Genomic DNA, 16,265 nt, shown 5'->3' with positions numbered 1-16,265 from the left:
GCTGGCTTGCTCCGTCATTCCGGGGCATCGCGCAGCGATGAGCCCGGAATCCATAACCACGAGAAGACGTGTGAGGCGAGATGCCCACTCCTCGCGTGCCCCACATGATGTCCTGTGGGTATGGGTTCCGGGCTCGCGCTGCGCGCGCTCCGGAACGACGGCGGAGGTGATGGTGGGTACTTCCGTCTGGGTATCAGACCCGCCGGCCCGCTACAGCGGATTATACACCGGCCCGCGTTTCGCGGCCTGCAGCCCGGCCGTCAGGGCTTTCGCAAAGCTCGCCTTTTCCTCCGGCCCCAGGAAGCTCGCGATAGCCACGCGCTGGCCGCGTGCCACCAGATACAGGCGCTCGATGCCGAACTCCTCGTGGGTCTCCGTATCGAGCCGCACCCAGAGCGGGTTGAAGCGCCATTCCATGACGTGGCCCTTGTGGCTGACGCGGCGCAGGCGCAGCTCGGTCAGGGTGATCGAGACGTCCTCATAGGCCTTGGCGCGGCGGAAATTGACCTTGAAGGCCCAGTAGATCGCCAGCGCATCCAGGCCGAAGAAGCCGAGCACCGGCCAGGCGCCCATCAGCAGCGAGGCAAGGCCGCCGATGAAGCTGATGGCGCAGACCACGACCATCAGCACCAGGAAGCCGGTGCGGTTGAGCGAGCGATGCGGCGTCAGCCGGGCCGAGAACAGCTCGGGATCAACGGCGTCGGTGCCGGTCTCCTGATACGCAAAAGCATTGCCTGGCGTCATGGGGCCTCAGTATACCCGGATCATGGCCAAAATCACCCGCCCCCAACGCGCCAAGCCGGCGCCGGTTCGCAAGCTCGCCAAAAAGGCCGTCAAAGCCGCGCCCAAGACTGCCCCGAAAGCCGCCGCCAAGGCCGCGAAGAAGGCCCCAAAGGGCTCCTCGGCCCGGCCGGTCACGAGGGCCTTGAAGGCGACCAAGCCCTGGACTCCCGCCGAGATCCGCGAGGCCTTCAGCCGGTTCGCGCAGGCCAATCCGGAGCCGAAGGGCGAGCTCGAGCATCTCAACCCCTATACGCTGCTCGTCGCCGTGGTGCTGTCGGCGCAGGCGACCGACGCCGGCGTCAACAAGGCGACGCGGCCGCTGTTCGCGGTCGCCGACACGCCGCAGAAGATGATCGCGCTCGGCGAGGACACCGTGCGCGACTATATCAAAACCGTCGGCCTCTTCCGCACCAAGGCCAAGAACGTGATCGCGCTGTCGCACAAGCTGATCAACGAGTTCGGCGGCGAGGTGCCGCGCACACGCGCGGAATTGGAGTCGCTGCCCGGCGCCGGCCGCAAGACCGCGAACGTCGTGCTCAACATGGCGTTCGGCGAGCACACGATGGCGGTCGACACCCACGTGTTTCGCGTCGGCAACCGCACGGGGCTCGCCCCCGGCAAGACCCCGCTGGAGGTCGAGCTCGGGCTGGAGAAGGTGATCCCGGCCGAGTTCATGCTGCATGCGCATCATTGGCTGATCCTGCACGGCCGCTACACCTGCCTGGCGCGCAAGCCGCGCTGCGAGCTGTGCCTGATCAAGGACCTCTGCCGCTGGCCGGAGAAAACGGCCTGATACGTTGAGGACGACGAACGGTTGCACACGCACGTGCGATTGACAGTCACCTTTACGTCACGCGCCGACGCGCTCTCACCATCGCCGGGCCACATCGCCGCCCGCATTGGTCATAAGATGGAACAGTAATCCGGGCGATGTGAGTGGCGCGTGAGAATTCCCGCGTTCTCGGACTTTCTGCGCCGGGACGTGGAAGGATCGATCGCATGGACCATACCGCCGCCCTCGTGTCGCTCGCGACCGCTGTGCCGCCGCATCAATTCCGTCAGAACGAAGTGATGGAGGCGGCGCGCGTGGTGCTGTCGCCGCGCTTTCCGCAGTTCGACACGATGGCGAGCCTGTTCGCCAACACCGGCATCCGCCAGCGCTACGGCGTCAAGCCGATCGAATGGTACATGGAGCGGCGGGGCTGGCCGGAGCGCACGCAAGCCTATCTCGAAGGCGCCGAGGCACTGTTCGTCGATGCGACGAACAAGGCGCTGGCGCAGGCCGATCTCACGGCTGCCGAGATCGACACCATCGTCAGCGTGAGCTCGACCGGCATCGCGACGCCGACCTTGGAGGCGCGCGTCGCCGGCCGCATCGGCTTCCGCTCCGATGTCTCGCGCGTGCCGGTGTTCGGGCTCGGCTGCGCCGGCGGCGTCTCCGGCCTGTCGATCGCCGCGCGGCTGGCGCAGGCGCGGCCCGGCACCAATGTGCTGTTCGTGACCTTCGAATTGTGCACGCTCGCGGTGCGCCACGACGAGCTGAGCAAGGCCAACATCGTCGCGCTCAGCCTGTTCGGCGACGGCGCGGCGGCCGCGATCCTGCGCGCCGGCGACGGCGGGCAGACGCGCGTCGAGGCAACCGGCGAGAAGCTGTGGCCGGATACGCTCGATATCATGGGCTGGAGCGTCGATCCCGAAGGTTTCGGCGTGATCTTCCAGCGCACGATTCCGGACTTCGTCACCGAAAACATGGGCCCCGCGGTCAACGAGATCCTCGGCAACATGAAGCTGTCGGCCGGCGACGTCGACCGCTTCGTCTGCCATCCCGGCGGCGCCAAGGTGATCACGGCGCTGGAGCGCGCGCTGTCGATCGGCCAGGGCACGCTGGATCATGAGCGCGAGATCATCGCCGACTACGGCAACATGTCCGCGCCGACGGTGCTGTTCGTGCTGGAGCGCGCCCGCGCCCGGGGCTTGCCGCCGCGCTCGGTGCTGACGGCGCTCGGACCCGGTTTCACTGCAAGCTGCGTTTCACTGAGGCACGCCGCATGACCTTCGCCGCCTTCGTCCTCGCTCTCGTCACCATGCAACGGCTCGGCGAGCTCGTGCTCGCCCGCCACAACACCCGCCGCCTGCGCGCCATGGGCGCGGTCGAGGTCGGCGCGGATCATTATCCGCTGATGATCTCGATGCACGCGGCCTGGCTGGTCTCGCTGTGGCTGCTCGGCGCCGACCAGGAGGTCGACCCTTGGCTGCTGTCGGGCTTCGTGCTGCTGCAGGGGCTGCGCTGGTGGGTGCTCGCGACGCTCGGTCCGCGCTGGACGACGCGCATCATCATCCTGCCCGGTGCGCCGCTGGTGACCGATGGTCCCTATCGCTACATCTCGCATCCGAACTATCTGGTGGTCGCCGCCGAGATCGCGCTGCTGCCGCTGGCGCTGCATCTGCCGCTGATCGCGCTGATCTTCTCCGGGCTGAATGCGGCGGTGCTGTTCATCCGCATCCGCGCCGAATCCGAGGCGCTCTCGGGCATCGGCGGCGGCCAGACGGCATGAGCGGGTCGGCCGCGCGGCAGGATCGTCCGAGCCTCGCCACCTGGCTCGGCTTCATCCTGATGTGCGTCGGCATGTTCATGGCGATCCTGGACATCCAGGTGGTGGCGACGTCGCTGCCGACCATCCAGGAGGCGCTCGGCATCACGCCCGAGGCGATGAGCTGGATCCAGACGGCGTATCTGATCGCCGAGATCATCGCCATTCCGCTCACCGGCCTGCTGACGCGCGTGTTCAGCTTGCGCTGGCTGTTCACAGGCGCCGTCGGCATCTTCACCGCCGCCTCGCTCGGCTGCGCGTTCAGCGGCGATTTTCACACGCTGCTGGCGTTCCGCGTGCTGCAGGGCTTCTTCGGCGGCCTGTTGATCCCCGTCGTGTTCTCCGCCGTCTTCCTGCTGTTTCCGCCACGCCTGCACGCGGTCGCGACCACCATCGGCGGCGTCGTCGCGGTGCTCGCGCCGACCATCGGGCCGGTGGTCGGCGGCTTCATCACCAACACCTGGTCGTGGCCCTGGCTGTTCCTCATCAACATCGTGCCGGGTGTCATTGCCGCGCTGGTGACGCCTGGCCTGCTGCCGAAGCAGCGCATGGATCTCGCGGAGCTCGACAAGCTCGATTTGTTCGCGCTGCTGCTGCTCGCGGTGTCCCTGGCCAGCCTCGAGCTCGGGCTGAAGGAGGCGCCGAAGGGCGGCTGGCTGTCGTCGAACTGCATTGCGTTCCTGGTGCTGAGCGCGTCATGCCTCACCTTGCTGATCCAGCGCCTGCTGGCCGCGCCATATCCGATCCTGCGGCTCGGCAGCTTCCAGCGGCGGTCGTTCACGCTCGGCTGCCTGTCGAGCTTCTGCCTCGGCATCGGGCTGTTCGGCTCGGTCTATCTGATGCCGGTGTTCCTCGCCTTCGTGCGCGGCCACGATGCGTTCGAGATCGGCAAGATCATGCTGGTGACCGGCGTGGCGCAACTGATTGCGGCCCCGCTCGTGACGGCGCTGGACGGCAAGGTCGATGCCCGTCTGCTGACGGCGTTCGGCTTCGTGCTGTTCGGCGCGGGGCTTGCCGCGAGCGCGTTCCAGCCGCCGACCGCAGACTATCAGGAGATGTTCTGGCCGCAGGTGGTGCGCGGCGTCGGCATCATGTTTTGCCTGCTGCCGCCGACGCGGATCGCGCTCGGCGACCTGCCGCAGGCCGAGGTCGCCGATGCCAGCGGGCTGTTCAATTTGATGCGCAATCTCGGCGGGGCCATCGGCATCGCGCTGATCGACACCATCATCTACGGCCGCGTCGCCATGCATGCGCAGGCGTTCCGCGACCGCCTGCTGGCCGGCGACACCGCGGCGGCCAAGGCGATCGGACTGGCGCCGGAGCTGCTGCGCAACCGGCCGCGCGGCGTCTCGGAGGAGCAGGCGATCGCCTATGTCCGGCCGCTGGTGGAGAAGGCCTCGCTGGCGCTGTGCGTCAACGAGGCCTGGTCGCTGCTCGCAGGCATAGCCCTGCTCGGCTTCCTGCTGATCCCGTTTGCGCGCAACAAGGCCGTGAGCCTGTCGCCGCGGATGATGGCGCTAGAGGCTGCGCAGCCGGCGCTCCGGCGACGGCTCGATCAGCTCGGGCCGCGGTCCGGATAGGCGCTTGTGCAGGTGGACCATGAAGGCCATGCCGAACAGCGGCGTCGCCAGGTTCACGATCGGGATGGTGACGAAGGCCGCGATGATCAGGCCCGCGGTGAACACGGTCACCGCATTGTCGCGCCGCATCGCCTTCGCTTCCGCCGGCGGCCGGAAGCGCATCGCGGCGAGCTCGAAATATTCGCGGCCGAGCAGCCAGGCGGTGGCGAGGAAGAAGATCACGAAGCCGGCGCCGGCCAGGAACACGAAGGGCAGGGCGATCAGATAGACCAGGATGGTGAGGCCGGCGGCCTTGAGGCCTTCCGCGATCGCGACGCCGAACGGCAGCGCGACGCCGGGGCGCTCGGCCGGATAGTGCTCGCGCTCGACGAGGTCGGCGACGTCGTCGACGAACAGGCTCGCGATCAGCGACGTGATCGCCGGCATCAGCATGATGCCGCCGAACACCACGCCGAACCCGGCGGCGATCGAGATGATCCAGGTCAGCACCTCGAGCGTGCCGTGCGAGTTCGGCCCGAGCATGGCTTCCGCCCAGCCCTCGCCGGCGGTCGCGAGCCAGGTCAGGAGCCGCTGCAGCCCGATCGCGAGCACCGTGACCAGCACCAGCGCCAGCCCGATCGAGCGCCACAGGATCGAGCGCATCGGTGGCGACAGAATCTGCGAAATCGCCTTGATGGCGGCGTCGATCATGGCGGGGTCCCTCGCTGCAAAGCCCGCGGCAGAGGTAGACATGCCGGCGGGCTTCGGCAAGTCCGCCGGCATCGTCTCAAAGATCGGTCGCCCGCAGCCGCAGCGCGTTGCCGACCACGCTGACCGACGACAGCGACATCGCGGCAGCGGCGATGATCGGCGACAGCAGGATGCCGAACACGGGGTAGAGGATGCCGGCCGCGATCGGGATGCCCGCGGCGTTGTAGATGAACGCGAAGAACAGGTTCTGGCGGATGTTGCGCATCGTCGCCGCCGACAGTTTTCGCGCCCGCGCGATGCCGCCGAGATCGCCCTGCAGCAGCGTGACGCCGGCGCTCTCCATCGCCACGTCGGTGCCGGTGCCCATGGCGATGCCGACATCGGCCGCGGCGAGCGCCGGTGCGTCGTTGACGCCGTCGCCGGCCATCGCGACCACCTTGCCGCTGGCGCGCAGCCGGGCGACCACGGCGCTCTTCTGGTCCGGCAGCACCTCGGCCTCGACCTCGGTGATGCCGATCTTGCGCGCGACCGCGGTGGCCGTGGTGCGGTTGTCGCCGGTCAGCATGATCACCTTGATGCCGTCGGCCGCGAGTGCCTTCAGCGCCTCCGGCGTCGAGGCCTTGACCGGATCGGCGATCGCGAACAACGCGGCCGGCCTGCCGTCGACGGCCATCGTGATCACGGTCGCGCCCTCTTCGCGCAGCCGCTTGCTCTCGACCCCGAGCGCATCGGTGATGACGCCGAGCGAGGCGAGATAGGTGGCATTGCCGAGCACGACCGACTTGCCGTCGATCTCGCCGCGCGCGCCCTTGCCGGTCGGTGCGTCGAAGTTCTTGACGTCGGCGAGCTTGAGGTTGCGCTCGCTGGCGTGCCGGACGATGGCCTCGGCGAGCGGATGCTCGCTGGCGCGCTCGACGCTGGCGGCCAGCCGCAGCGCCTCAGACTCGTCGAAGCCCTGAGCGGTAACGATGCTGGTCACCTTCGGCTTGCCCTCGGTCAGTGTGCCGGTCTTGTCGACGACCAGCGTATCGACCTTCTCCATCCGCTCGAGAGATTCGGCGCTCTTGATCAGCACGCCGGCCTGGGCGCCGCGGCCGACCCCGACCATGATCGACATCGGCGTTGCCAGGCCGAGCGCGCAGGGACAGGCGATGATCAGCACGCTCACGGCGGCGACGAGGCCGAAGGCGAAGCGCGGCTCGGGACCGAACGCGTACCACGCGACGAAGGCGGCAATGGCAGCCGCGATCACCGTCGGCACGAACCAGCCCGCGACCTGGTCGGCGAGGCGCTGGATCGGCGCGCGCGAGCGCTGCGCATCGGCGACCATCTGCACGATCTGCGACAGCAGGGTCTCGCGACCGACCTTGTCGGCGCGCATCACGAAGCCGCCGGTCTGGTTCAACGTGCCGGCGATGACGCGCTCGCCCTCGTCCTTGGTCACGGGCATCGACTCGCCGGTGACAAGCGATTCGTCGAGCGACGAGCGGCCTTCGAGAATGACGCCGTCGACCGGCACCTTCTCGCCCGGGCGCACCCGCAGCCGGTCGCCGACCGCGAGCTCGGCGATCTCCACCTCATGATCGTTGCCGTCGGCATCGAGCCGCCGCGCCGTCTTCGGCGCGAGTTGCAGGAGCGCCTTGATGGCGCCCGACGTCGCCTCGCGCGCCCGCAGCTCCAGCACCTGGCCGAGCAGGACGAGGATGGTGATGACCGAGGCCGCCTCGAAATACACCGCCACCGCGCCGCCATGGCCGCGGAACGCCGGCGGAAACGCCTGCGGCGCCAGGGTCGCGATCACGCTGTAGACATAGGCGACGCCCGTACCCATCGCGATCAAGGTGAACATGTTGAGATTGCGGGTCTGGACCGATTGCCAGCCGCGTACGAAGAACGGCCAGCCGGCCCACAGCACCACCGGCGTCGCCAGCGCGAACTGGATCCAGTTCGACAGCACGGGATCGATCAGGCCGTGGCCGCCGACGAGGTGCCCGCCCATCTCCAGCACGACCACGGGAGCTGCCAGCACCGCGCCGATCCAGAATCGTCTGGTCATGTCGGCGAGCTCGGGATTGGGCGCATCGTCGAGGCTGATGACGTCGGGCTCCAGCGCCATGCCGCAGATCGGGCAGGTGCCTGGGCCTTCCTGCCGGATCTCGGGATGCATCGGGCAGGTGTAGATCGTGCCTGCCGGCATCTCCGGCGGCGGCTCGCGCTCGCCGAGATATTTGTCGGGCTCGGCCGCGAATTTGGTGCGGCAGCCGGCCGAGCAGAAATGGAACGTGTGACCCGCGTGCTCGAAGCGATGCTTCGAGGTCGCGGGATCGACGCTCATGCCGCAGACGGGATCGATCACCTTCGCATCGTCATGCTGATGCGCGTGATGGTCATGACCGCCACAGCACGACGCCGCGGCTGCAGGCGCGGCCGTCACGAGATACTTGGCGGGATCGGCGGCGAACTTGGTGCGGCAGCTCGCGGAGCAGAAATGGTACGTCTGCCCCTGATGTTCGAAGCGGTGCTTGGAGGTCGCGGGATCGACGGACATGCCGCAGACGGGATCCTTCACCTTCGCGATCGGCGGCGGCGCCTCGTCACGGCCGCCGCAGCAGCCGCTATGGTTGTGCGCTGGTGTCGCATCGGCACGATCACTGCAACATCCCTCTGCAGCCGCGGTCTCTTGTCCGGTTTCCACCGCGCGCGCCTGTGGTCCACAGCCGCATCCGCTGGCCTTGACCGCTGCGGCGCCATGTCCGTGTTCGGTTCCCGACATTGCCCAGCCTCGCCTCTTGAAACCTATACCCTGTAGGGGTATATAGGCCGCATGCGCGAGGACATCAAGACATCCTGTCAGAAACGTTTGAGCCGGATCGAAGGGCAGGTCAGGGGCCTGTCGAAAATGGTCGAGGACAACCGCTACTGCATCGACATCGTGACCCAGATCTCCGCTGTCAGGGCGGCGCTGCGACGAGTCGAGGAGGAGATCCTGCGCGACCACGTCGCCCATTGCGTCGAGCACGCCATCGCATCGGGCGACAAGGCCGATCAACGGCAGAAGATCGCGGAGTTGATGGATGTGATCAGCCGGTCGGATCGCTGAGGCCAGCCCGGGTCAGACTGCCACTTTTTTGCGGCGTCGTGCGGTCGGACGTGGCGCGACGTTTCGTACCGGCTCGGCGACGAGAAAATGCTCGCTGACCACGAGCCGCTCGCCGAGCTTCGCAACTACTTCCTCAGCCGCAGCCTGCTGCGTCGCTTCTTCGTCAGCCGTCTCAGGAACGAGCGGCGGCGCTGTGATGGCTCCTGGAAACACGGCGAACTCGCCCGCTACCTCCGCGAGCGGCTTCTGCTTGTCGGCCCAATGCAGCGTCGTGTAGTCGAATCCATTGACGATGGTCGGCTTGACGATCTCGAAATAGGGCGAGATGTCGAAGTCGCGCGGCATGTAGAGCGACGAATCGCGGATGTGCAGGATCTCGCGCTTGGCGCGCCGCGATGGCGCCCGCGTGATCTTCGGCAGGATCGGATAGCGCACCGCATCGAACGCCTGCGCGATCAGCGCCGAGCAGATCATCTTGGTCGGATCGCCCGAGCCCAGCGCGATCATGCGCCGCCGCCAGCGTTGCGGAATCGGCATCGGGATCAGATAGCGCATCAGGTCGATGATGTTCTTGGTGTCGTAGCCGAAGCCGATGCGATTGATGGCGTAGCGGCACACCGTGTGCCGGTCCTCATACGTTAGTCCGACCGGCCGGCAGACACGGGTGTGATAGGCGAAATATTTCGACAGCGGCGCCGAGATCACGCCATCGCCGACATAGGCCTCGACCAGCACGTGCGGCTCCCCATCGGGCTCGACGGCGCCGTCGATCGGTCCGACATAGAGCGCGGCATGCGACCAGGTCGACTGCGTGAGGTATTTGATGATGCCGGAAATACGGCTGTTGCCCTCGACGAGCAGCACGTCGCCGGGCTGGACATCCTTGCGCAGATAGTCCGGATCGCTCGGCGTGAACGGCTCATAGCCCGGGATCTCCTTCTGGAGATAGGCGGCAATCAGCTTGCCGATGTGATCGAGCACGATACCCATAACGCTCCCCGGGCGACCTTGGCCGGTCGCCGGCTTTTTCCCTTCTTCCATGATGGTCGATTGCGGTTGCAATTTGGTTCATAGTCGATGCGTCCTGCACGGCATCACGTTTACCATCCCGGTTGCCGCAGCGCGGCAGATGCGGCAAATTCGGCGGGTATTCGTTTGGTTCAAAGCTTTCGGAAACCATGTCATGAATGTCACGCGCCGCGGCTTCCTCTCCGCTTCCGCGGCGCTGGCCGCGCTGCCCATCTCGGGCCGCGCCGCGCAGGCGGCTGTTCCACGCGAGGCTGACATTGTCGTGATCGGGGCCGGGGCGGCGGGAATCGCCGCGGCCCGTCGGATCGTCGCGGCCAACCGCAAGGTCGTGGTGCTGGAGGCCGCGCCGCAGCCCGGCGGACGTTGCAGCACGGATACTGCCACCTTCGGCGTGCCGTTCGATCGCGGCGCCCGCTGGCTGCTCAACGCCGACGGCAATCCCATCAGCAGGCTCGCGCGGGGTCTCGGGCTCGATCTCGTCGCGGCCCCCGTCGGGCAGAAGATCCGGGTCGGTCGGCGCAATGCGCGGCCCGGCGAGACCGAGCAGTTCCTGGCGGGGCTGGTGCGCGCCAATCGCGCCATCGACGAGGCGGCGCGCGGCAAGCTCGACACGTCCTGCGCCGCGGCGCTGCCGAAAGATCTGGGCGACTGGACCAGCACCACCGCCTTCGTGCTCGGCGCCAGCGCGACCGGGAAGGATCTCGCCGATCTCTCCGCGATGGACAAGGCGCGTGCGCAGGATCGCAGCGCGCCGCTGGCCTGCCGCCAGGGGCTGGGTACGTTCATCGCCAGGCTCGGCGAAGCGTTGCCGCTGTCGCTGTCGACGCCGGCAACGCGCGTCGTGTGGGCCAACCGCGACGTCGCGGTGGAAACGCCGGCGGGGCGAATCGCGACGCGCGCCGTCATCCTCACGGTGTCGACCAACGTGCTGACATCAGGCGCCATCAAGTTTGCGCCCGAGCTGCCCAAGCGGCAGCTCGACGCCGCCGCCAAGCTCAGCCTCGGCAGCTACGATCACATTGCGCTGATGCTGGCGGGCAATCCGCTCGGCCTGTCGCGGGACGAGGTCATCATCGAGCAGAGCAATTCCAACCGCACGGGTCTGTTGCTGGCCAATATCGGCGGATCGTCGCTCTGCGCCGTCGATGTTGCCGGCGCCTTCGGCCGCGAACTCTCAGCGCAGGGCGAGGCGGCGATGGTCGACTTCGTGAGGGAGTGGATCGGCAAGCTGTTTGGAAGCGATGCCGCCGCAGCGGTGAAGTCGTCCGCAGCCACGCGCTGGAACCAGGCGCCGGGCGTGCTCGGCGCGATGTCGGCGGCCACGCCCGGCAGCCAGGGGGCGCGCAAGATCCTCGGCGAACCCCTCGGTCCGCTGTTCCTGGCGGGCGAGGCGACGCACGAAACGCTGTGGGGCACGGTCGACGGCGCCTGGGACTCCGGCGAACGCGCCGCCGAAGCCGCGCTGCGCCGGATCGGCGCGTTGAAGGATTCCGAGCCGGAGCCGAGCAGTGAGCGGCAACGACCACGCCGTCGCGGCAAGGTGCGGTCGGCCTCGCCTGAGGATTAAAGTAGGGTGGGTAAAGGCGCAGCCGCGCTGTCTCGATGGTCGAGATCGTCGTGGCGCCGTGTCCACCATCTTGCTGATGAATTCGCAGGTGGATGGGGGGCACGCTGCCGCCTTGCGGCGGCCGCTTTGCCGCCCCCTACGCGAGCTACACGGGCAACTTCAGCTCCATCAGGTCCTTCGCGACCACGATGCGGCCCGAATAGTTCTTCTTCACGTCTCGGGTCCAATCCTCGTCCGTCACTTCGGGATCATCACCGGGCACGAAGTGGCTGAGCACCAGCACCTTCACGCCTGCCGCCGCCGCGATGCGCCCGACGTCCTCGGTCGTCGTGTGGCTGTCGAGCAGGTGCTTCTTCAGCGTCGAGCCGTTCTTCGTTTTCGCGACCAGACGATCGACCGCCGGCACATACATGCACTCATGCACGAGCACGTCGGCCCCCTTGGCGAACTCGGCGAGCTTCGGATTGTAGGCGGTGTCGCTCGAGAACACGATCGTGCCGTCCGAGGTCTCGAACTTGTAGGCGAAATTGTCGGTGATCGGCGGATGCGGCGTCCGGAACGCGGTCACGGTGACCTCAGCCGTCTTCAGTACGATCCCGTCCGCGTCGATGTCCTTCGCGACCAGGAGGGGCCGCGGATCTGGCCGGCCTTCGTCCGCGATGCGGGTGTCGACGTCGAACTTGTTAGTTTCCCAGAAGCTCCTGGTCATCGCCTCCAGGCCCTTCGGTCCGAACGACTGGATCGGCGTCGACAATCCTGCGGCCCAGGCGTTGTAGAACAGATTGCCGTATTCGAGATTGTGATCGGAATGGTGATGGCTGATCAGGATGTACTTGATCGACGGGATCGGAACCCCGGCACTGACGAGCTGACGGCTGACGCCCATGCCGCAATCGATCACGAACGGCGTGCCGTTGACGACGACGAGATTGGCCGGATTCGAAGCGCCCACGCCGACGCGTGGGCCGCCCTTGGTGCCGAGGAAGACGATCCGCGTGGCGGTCTTCGCGCCTTGCGCGAGGGCCGCGGGCGCCGCGATGGCGCCGGCCGTTCCGAGCGCAAGCTTGAGCATCGTTCGCCGATGGATCACGGTGGCCTCCCTGTCTGCTTCGTTGCAGGAAGGCTAGCCCCGCCCGAGCATGCCGTCGAGGGCCGGCAAGCCGGCGATCACGGCGATTGCGATCAGCACATAGCAGATGGCGCGGAACACCTGCTCGCTGGCGCGGCCGAACAGCGAAGCGCCGAACGCAACGCCAAGCGCGTAGACCGGCCCGATCAGCAGCGAGAGCTTCAGCGAATCCCAGGAGATCAGCCCGCTCATTGCGTAGCTCACCATCGCGAAGAAGTCCGATGCGCCGAAGAACAGCACGATGTTCGCTCGCGCGATCTTCGGCGGGATCGGGCGTCCCAGCCAGTAGCCGACGATCGGCGGGCCCCCGGTCTGCGCCAGTCCGCTGCAAAATCCGGAGATACAGCCGACAGCGACCGACAGTGCGGTGTACTCCCTGCCGCGATAGCGCCAGCCGGACAGCAGCAGCGCAAGCAGCGCGAGCACGAAACCGGTGATGATCCAGCGGACGGTGACCGGGTCCAGCCGGCTGAGGAAATAGGTGCCCACGGGCACGCCGACCAACGCGCCCGCAACGATCACCGCGGTGGCCTTACGGTCGGCCTCGCGCCAGGCCGGCGCCACCATCGGGGCCATCGAGACGAAATCGATCACCAGCAGCAGCGGCGCGACCAGACGGGGCGTCGCAAAGCTGCTCGCGAGCGGCATGAAGATCAGCGCCGAGCCGAAGCCGGAGAAGCCGCGCGCGGTCGCAGCGATAAAGGCCGTGATCGCCAGCGCGACCGTCGCGAACGAGCTGAGGTCGGCAGGGATGAGCCCGGACAGGCTCATCCGCGCAACGTTCCGCCGGTCTTCTTGGCGACGTCGGCGGTGATCTTCGCCGCGACGGCGTCGATTTCCTCGTCGGTCATGGTCTTGTCGCGTGGCTGCAGGGTCACGGCGATCGCGACCGATTTCCTGCCGTCCTCGATGCCCTTGCCCTCGTAGACGTCGAACACGGTGACATCGGTGATCAGCTTCTTGTCGACGCCCTGTGCGGCGCGCACGATGTCGCCGGCCTTGACCTTGCGGTCGACGATGAAGGCGAAGTCGCGCGACACCGGCTGGAACGCCGAGAGCTCCAGGACCGGCTTGGCGCGCGTCGGTTTCGCCTTGGCGGCCGGAATGCGATCGAGGATGACCTCGAAGGCGACGAGCGGGCCGTCGGCTTTGAGCGTCTCCAACGTGCGCGGATGCAGCTCGCCGAAATGCCCGAGCACGTTCTGCGGTCCCATCTGGATGGTGCCGGAGCGACCTGGATGCATCCAGGCCGGACCGCCGGCAACGATCTGCAGCGACGCCATCGGCGCGCCGGCCGCCGCCAGCACGGCCAGCGCATCGGCCTTGGCGTCGTAGGCGCTGGCCGGTTGCGATCCTGTCCAATGCCGGCCGAGTCCCTTCGCCGACGCGATGCCACGGCGGATGCCACTCGCGGCCACGAACTGATCCGCGGGGCCGTCGCCCTTGAAGACCTGCCCGACCTCGAAGATCGCGGCATCGCCGAAGCCGCGATCGGCGTTGGCCTGCACCGTCGCGATCAGGCCCGGCAACAGGCTCGGGCGCATGTCCGAGAGATCAGCCGCGATCGGATTGGCGAGTGCGAGTTCGGCCTTGCCGCCGCCGAACAATTCGGCGGCCGGCTTCGAGATGAACGACCACGTCACGGCCTCGACCATGCCGCGCGCGGCCAGCGCGCGCTTGGCGCGCCGCGTGCGCAATTGCAGCGGCGTCAGCACCGGCCTGCGCGGCGCATCGCCGCGCTCGAACGGCGTCATCGGCACCTTGTCGACGCCGACGATGCGCACGATTTCCTCGACGATATCGGCCTTGCCATGCACGTCGCTGCGCCAGGATGGCACCGCGACCTTCACGACGGGGCCGTTGCCGGCGACCACGAAGCCGAGATGCGTCAGGATCCGCCGCATCTCGGTCAGCGGCACCTCGATGCCCGCCAGCCGCTTCACCTCGGTCAACGGGAAGTCGACGATGCGGTCATCGCCGAAGGGATTGCCGACGACGAGGGTCTCCGATGGCGTGCCGCCGCACAGGTCGAGCACGAGCTTGGTCGCCATCTCCAGGCCCGGCACCATGAAGGCCGGATCGACGCCGCGCTCGAAGCGATAGCGCGCGTCCGAGTTGATGCCGAGCTTGCGGCCGGTCTGGGCGATGTTGATCTCGTTCCACAGCGCCGATTCGATCAGCACGTCGGTGGTGCCTTCATCGCAGCCGGAGGCCTCGCCGCCCATGATGCCGGCGAGCGATTCGACAGCGGCGTCATCGGCGATGACGCACATCGAATCGTCGAGGGTGTAGGTGCGGCCGTCCAGCGCCAGCAGCGTCTCACCGTCGCGGGCGCGGCGGACGACCAGGTTGCCCTTGACCTTCTTGGCATCGAACACGTGCAGCGGACGCGCGCGGTCGAAGGTCATGTAGTTGGTGATGTCGACCAGCGCGTTGATCGGGCGCAGGCCGATCGAGGTCAGGCGCTGCTGCAGCCATTTCGGCGACGGGCCGTTCTTGACGCCGCGCACCAGCCGCAGCGCGAAGCCGGGACACAGCTTCTCGTCTTCGACCACGACTTTCACGGGACAGGGGAATTCGCCCTTCATCGGCTTGATGCCGGGGTCTTTCAGCTTACCCATGTCGGCGGCAGCGAGGTCGCGTGCGATGCCGTGCACGCCGGTGCAGTCCTGGCGGTTCGGCGTCAGATTGATCTCGAACTGGGGATCGCCGAGCCCGGCCCATTCGGCATAGGGGGTGCCGATCGGCGCATCCGCCGGCAGCTCCATGATGCCGTCGTGATCGTCGGAGATCTCGAGCTCGGCCGCCGAGCACAGCATGCCGCGGCTCTCGACACCTCTGATCGTGCCGACCGAGAGCGTGATGTTCTTGCCGGGGATGTAGGTGCCGGGCGGCGAGAACACCGACACCAGCCCCGCGCGCGCATTCGGCGCGCCGCAGACCACCTGCACCGGCGCGCCACCGTCACCGGTGTCGACCATGCAGACGCGCAGCCGGTCGGCGTTCGGGTGCTGCTCGGCGGAGACGACGCGCGCAATCCTATACGGCGCGAGCAGCTTCGCCTTGTCCTCGAGATGCTCGACCTCGAGGCCGATCATCGTGAGCTTGTCGGCGATTGTCTCGACCGACTCATCGGTGTCGAGATGGTCCTTCAGCCAGGACAGCGTGAATTTCATGGCTGCATGCCTCGGATCTTGCTGGTGTTTGTATCGTGAGTGTGGTCGTGTTCGCTGTCTTGGTCGCTTGCGACGCTCTCTCCGCTCCCTCCCCCCTTGTGGGGGAGGGTCAGGGAGGGGGGTAAGCCGCGGGCGCGGTCGGCAATGGCTTGGCGGATTGCCGCAACAACACCTTCCAGATTCGAGGTCACCTGCTCATTAGTGAAGCGGAGGACCTCGAAGCCTTCGGCTGCGAAGAAGGCGTCACGCTCGGCGTCTCTTGCCTGCCGTTCGGTGAAATCGTGCGACTCGCCATCGAGCTCGATCACGAGCTTGGCCGAGAAGCAGGCGAAGTCTGCGATGTAGTTGCGAAATGGCACCTGGCGGCGAAAGCTGGCGCCGTCAATTCGGTCGGCCTTGATGTAGCGCCACGGCAGCGTCTCGGCGCGCGTCATCGCCTGGCGAAGTTGCTTCGCTCGGTTGCGCTGGCGGTTGCTGACAACGGCGTGCGGCATCCTGGGCTACCCCCCTCCCTGACCCTCCCCCACAAGGGGGGAGGGAACGGAGAGACCGATGGTTGTCGAAGTAAGAGCGCGCAGATCCCAGCCCTCCCCCGCAAGCGGGAGAGGGAGTCCTAGCGT

Annotated in this window: 14 protein-coding genes; 6 read left to right on the top strand and 8 right to left on the bottom strand. The window is 67.4% G+C overall.

What is annotated here, in order from left to right:
* Positions 1 to 210: 210 nt before the first annotated feature.
* Positions 211 to 744: a DUF2244 domain-containing protein gene (locus ACQR1X_RS13055; RefSeq protein ID WP_434898975.1), complete on the bottom strand. Its 534-nt coding sequence runs from the start codon at positions 742 to 744 to the stop codon at positions 211 to 213.
* Between the two features lie 22 nt (positions 745 to 766).
* Here ACQR1X_RS13055 and nth point away from each other — a divergent pair, with 22 nt between their 5' ends.
* The 4 genes from nth (at position 767) to ACQR1X_RS13035 (ending at position 4,954) form a co-directional block, all read left to right on the top strand.
* Positions 767 to 1,576 (top strand): endonuclease III, encoded by an 810-nt coding sequence (gene nth, locus ACQR1X_RS13050; protein WP_434898974.1) that lies wholly within the window; start codon positions 767 to 769, stop codon positions 1,574 to 1,576.
* 206 nt (positions 1,577 to 1,782) lie between these two features.
* Positions 1,783 to 2,835 carry a type III polyketide synthase gene (locus ACQR1X_RS13045; RefSeq protein WP_434898973.1) on the top strand — a complete coding sequence of 351 codons (1,053 nt, stop codon included), beginning with the start codon at positions 1,783 to 1,785 and terminating at the stop codon, positions 2,833 to 2,835.
* On the top strand, positions 2,832 to 3,338 hold the full coding sequence (locus ACQR1X_RS13040; RefSeq protein ID WP_316183011.1) for an isoprenylcysteine carboxyl methyltransferase family protein: 507 nt from the start codon (positions 2,832 to 2,834) through the stop codon (positions 3,336 to 3,338). Before ACQR1X_RS13045 ends, ACQR1X_RS13040 begins: the two co-directional genes overlap by 4 nt.
* Positions 3,335 to 4,954, top strand: coding sequence for a DHA2 family efflux MFS transporter permease subunit (locus ACQR1X_RS13035; protein ID WP_434898972.1), 1,620 nt, complete (start codon positions 3,335 to 3,337; stop codon positions 4,952 to 4,954). Before ACQR1X_RS13040 ends, ACQR1X_RS13035 begins: the two co-directional genes overlap by 4 nt.
* Here ACQR1X_RS13035 and ACQR1X_RS13030 read toward each other — a convergent pair.
* Together ACQR1X_RS13030 and ACQR1X_RS13025 are read right to left on the bottom strand one after the other, a co-directional pair.
* Positions 4,892 to 5,644, bottom strand: coding sequence for a sulfate transporter family protein (locus tag ACQR1X_RS13030; RefSeq protein WP_316183009.1), 753 nt, complete (start codon positions 5,642 to 5,644; stop codon positions 4,892 to 4,894). The two genes, ACQR1X_RS13035 and ACQR1X_RS13030, sit on opposite strands and share 63 nt — an antisense overlap.
* 76 nt (positions 5,645 to 5,720) lie before the next feature.
* On the bottom strand, positions 5,721 to 8,417 hold the full coding sequence (locus ACQR1X_RS13025) for a heavy metal translocating P-type ATPase (protein WP_434891518.1): 2,697 nt from the start codon (positions 8,415 to 8,417) through the stop codon (positions 5,721 to 5,723).
* 51 nt (positions 8,418 to 8,468) lie between these two features.
* Between ACQR1X_RS13025 and ACQR1X_RS13020 the strand changes: the two genes are divergently transcribed.
* Positions 8,469 to 8,744, top strand: a complete 276-nt coding sequence (locus ACQR1X_RS13020) for a metal-sensitive transcriptional regulator (protein WP_315805626.1) — start codon at positions 8,469 to 8,471, stop codon at positions 8,742 to 8,744.
* 12 nt (positions 8,745 to 8,756) lie between these two features.
* Here the strand turns inward: ACQR1X_RS13020 and ACQR1X_RS13015 are convergent, their stop codons facing one another.
* Complete coding sequence (locus ACQR1X_RS13015; RefSeq protein ID WP_316183007.1) at positions 8,757 to 9,734, bottom strand: YiiX/YebB-like N1pC/P60 family cysteine hydrolase; 978 nt, start codon at positions 9,732 to 9,734, stop codon at positions 8,757 to 8,759.
* A 193-nt stretch (positions 9,735 to 9,927) separates the two neighbouring features.
* Between ACQR1X_RS13015 and ACQR1X_RS13010 the strand changes: the two genes are divergently transcribed.
* Positions 9,928 to 11,340 carry a flavin monoamine oxidase family protein gene (locus ACQR1X_RS13010; RefSeq protein WP_434891519.1) on the top strand — a complete coding sequence of 471 codons (1,413 nt, stop codon included), beginning with the start codon at positions 9,928 to 9,930 and terminating at the stop codon, positions 11,338 to 11,340.
* A 145-nt stretch (positions 11,341 to 11,485) separates the two neighbouring features.
* On the opposite strand, the gene ACQR1X_RS13005 is transcribed toward ACQR1X_RS13010, so the two are convergent.
* The 4 genes from ACQR1X_RS13005 to ACQR1X_RS12990 are packed head-to-tail and all read right to left on the bottom strand — an operon-like array spanning position 11,486 to position 16,139.
* Positions 11,486 to 12,430, bottom strand: coding sequence for an MBL fold metallo-hydrolase (locus tag ACQR1X_RS13005; protein WP_434898971.1), 945 nt, complete (start codon positions 12,428 to 12,430; stop codon positions 11,486 to 11,488).
* 33 nt (positions 12,431 to 12,463) lie between these two features.
* Positions 12,464 to 13,240, bottom strand: coding sequence for a sulfite exporter TauE/SafE family protein (locus ACQR1X_RS13000; RefSeq protein ID WP_434898970.1), 777 nt, complete (start codon positions 13,238 to 13,240; stop codon positions 12,464 to 12,466).
* Positions 13,237 to 15,645, bottom strand: coding sequence for a phenylalanine--tRNA ligase subunit beta (pheT, locus tag ACQR1X_RS12995; protein WP_434898969.1), 2,409 nt, complete (start codon positions 15,643 to 15,645; stop codon positions 13,237 to 13,239). Before pheT ends, ACQR1X_RS13000 begins: the two co-directional genes overlap by 4 nt.
* Positions 15,642 to 16,139: an endonuclease domain-containing protein gene (locus tag ACQR1X_RS12990; RefSeq protein WP_434898968.1), complete on the bottom strand. Its 498-nt coding sequence runs from the start codon at positions 16,137 to 16,139 to the stop codon at positions 15,642 to 15,644. The genes pheT and ACQR1X_RS12990 overlap by 4 nt, the downstream gene beginning before the upstream one ends.
* Positions 16,140 to 16,265 lie beyond the last annotated feature (126 nt).

Source organism: Bradyrhizobium sp. HKCCYLRH3073 (genome assembly GCF_051167995.1).
Classification (GTDB): Bacteria; Pseudomonadota; Alphaproteobacteria; order Rhizobiales; family Xanthobacteraceae; genus Bradyrhizobium.
The sequence above is the reverse complement of the archived record's forward strand: the minus strand, read 5'-3'. Positions and strand labels throughout refer to the sequence as shown.

What these genes read in the sequence shown, in the direction of transcription:
- ACQR1X_RS13055 (WP_434898975.1), bottom strand. Translation starts at nt 744, where the DNA reads ATGACGCCAGGCAATGCTTTTGCGTATCAGGAGACCGGCACCGACGCC.
- nth (WP_434898974.1), top strand. Translation starts at nt 767, where the DNA reads ATGGCCAAAATCACCCGCCCCCAACGCGCCAAGCCGGCGCCGGTTCGC.
- ACQR1X_RS13045 (WP_434898973.1), top strand. Translation starts at nt 1,783, where the DNA reads ATGGACCATACCGCCGCCCTCGTGTCGCTCGCGACCGCTGTGCCGCCG.
- ACQR1X_RS13040 (WP_316183011.1), top strand. Translation starts at nt 2,832, where the DNA reads ATGACCTTCGCCGCCTTCGTCCTCGCTCTCGTCACCATGCAACGGCTC.
- ACQR1X_RS13035 (WP_434898972.1), top strand. Translation starts at nt 3,335, where the DNA reads ATGAGCGGGTCGGCCGCGCGGCAGGATCGTCCGAGCCTCGCCACCTGG.
- ACQR1X_RS13030 (WP_316183009.1), bottom strand. Translation starts at nt 5,644, where the DNA reads ATGATCGACGCCGCCATCAAGGCGATTTCGCAGATTCTGTCGCCACCG.
- ACQR1X_RS13025 (WP_434891518.1), bottom strand. Translation starts at nt 8,417, where the DNA reads ATGTCGGGAACCGAACACGGACATGGCGCCGCAGCGGTCAAGGCCAGC.
- ACQR1X_RS13020 (WP_315805626.1), top strand. Translation starts at nt 8,469, where the DNA reads ATGCGCGAGGACATCAAGACATCCTGTCAGAAACGTTTGAGCCGGATC.
- ACQR1X_RS13015 (WP_316183007.1), bottom strand. Translation starts at nt 9,734, where the DNA reads ATGGGTATCGTGCTCGATCACATCGGCAAGCTGATTGCCGCCTATCTC.
- ACQR1X_RS13010 (WP_434891519.1), top strand. Translation starts at nt 9,928, where the DNA reads ATGAATGTCACGCGCCGCGGCTTCCTCTCCGCTTCCGCGGCGCTGGCC.
- ACQR1X_RS13000 (WP_434898970.1), bottom strand. Translation starts at nt 13,240, where the DNA reads ATGAGCCTGTCCGGGCTCATCCCTGCCGACCTCAGCTCGTTCGCGACG.
- pheT (WP_434898969.1), bottom strand. Translation starts at nt 15,645, where the DNA reads ATGAAATTCACGCTGTCCTGGCTGAAGGACCATCTCGACACCGATGAG.
- ACQR1X_RS12990 (WP_434898968.1), bottom strand. Translation starts at nt 16,139, where the DNA reads ATGCCGCACGCCGTTGTCAGCAACCGCCAGCGCAACCGAGCGAAGCAA.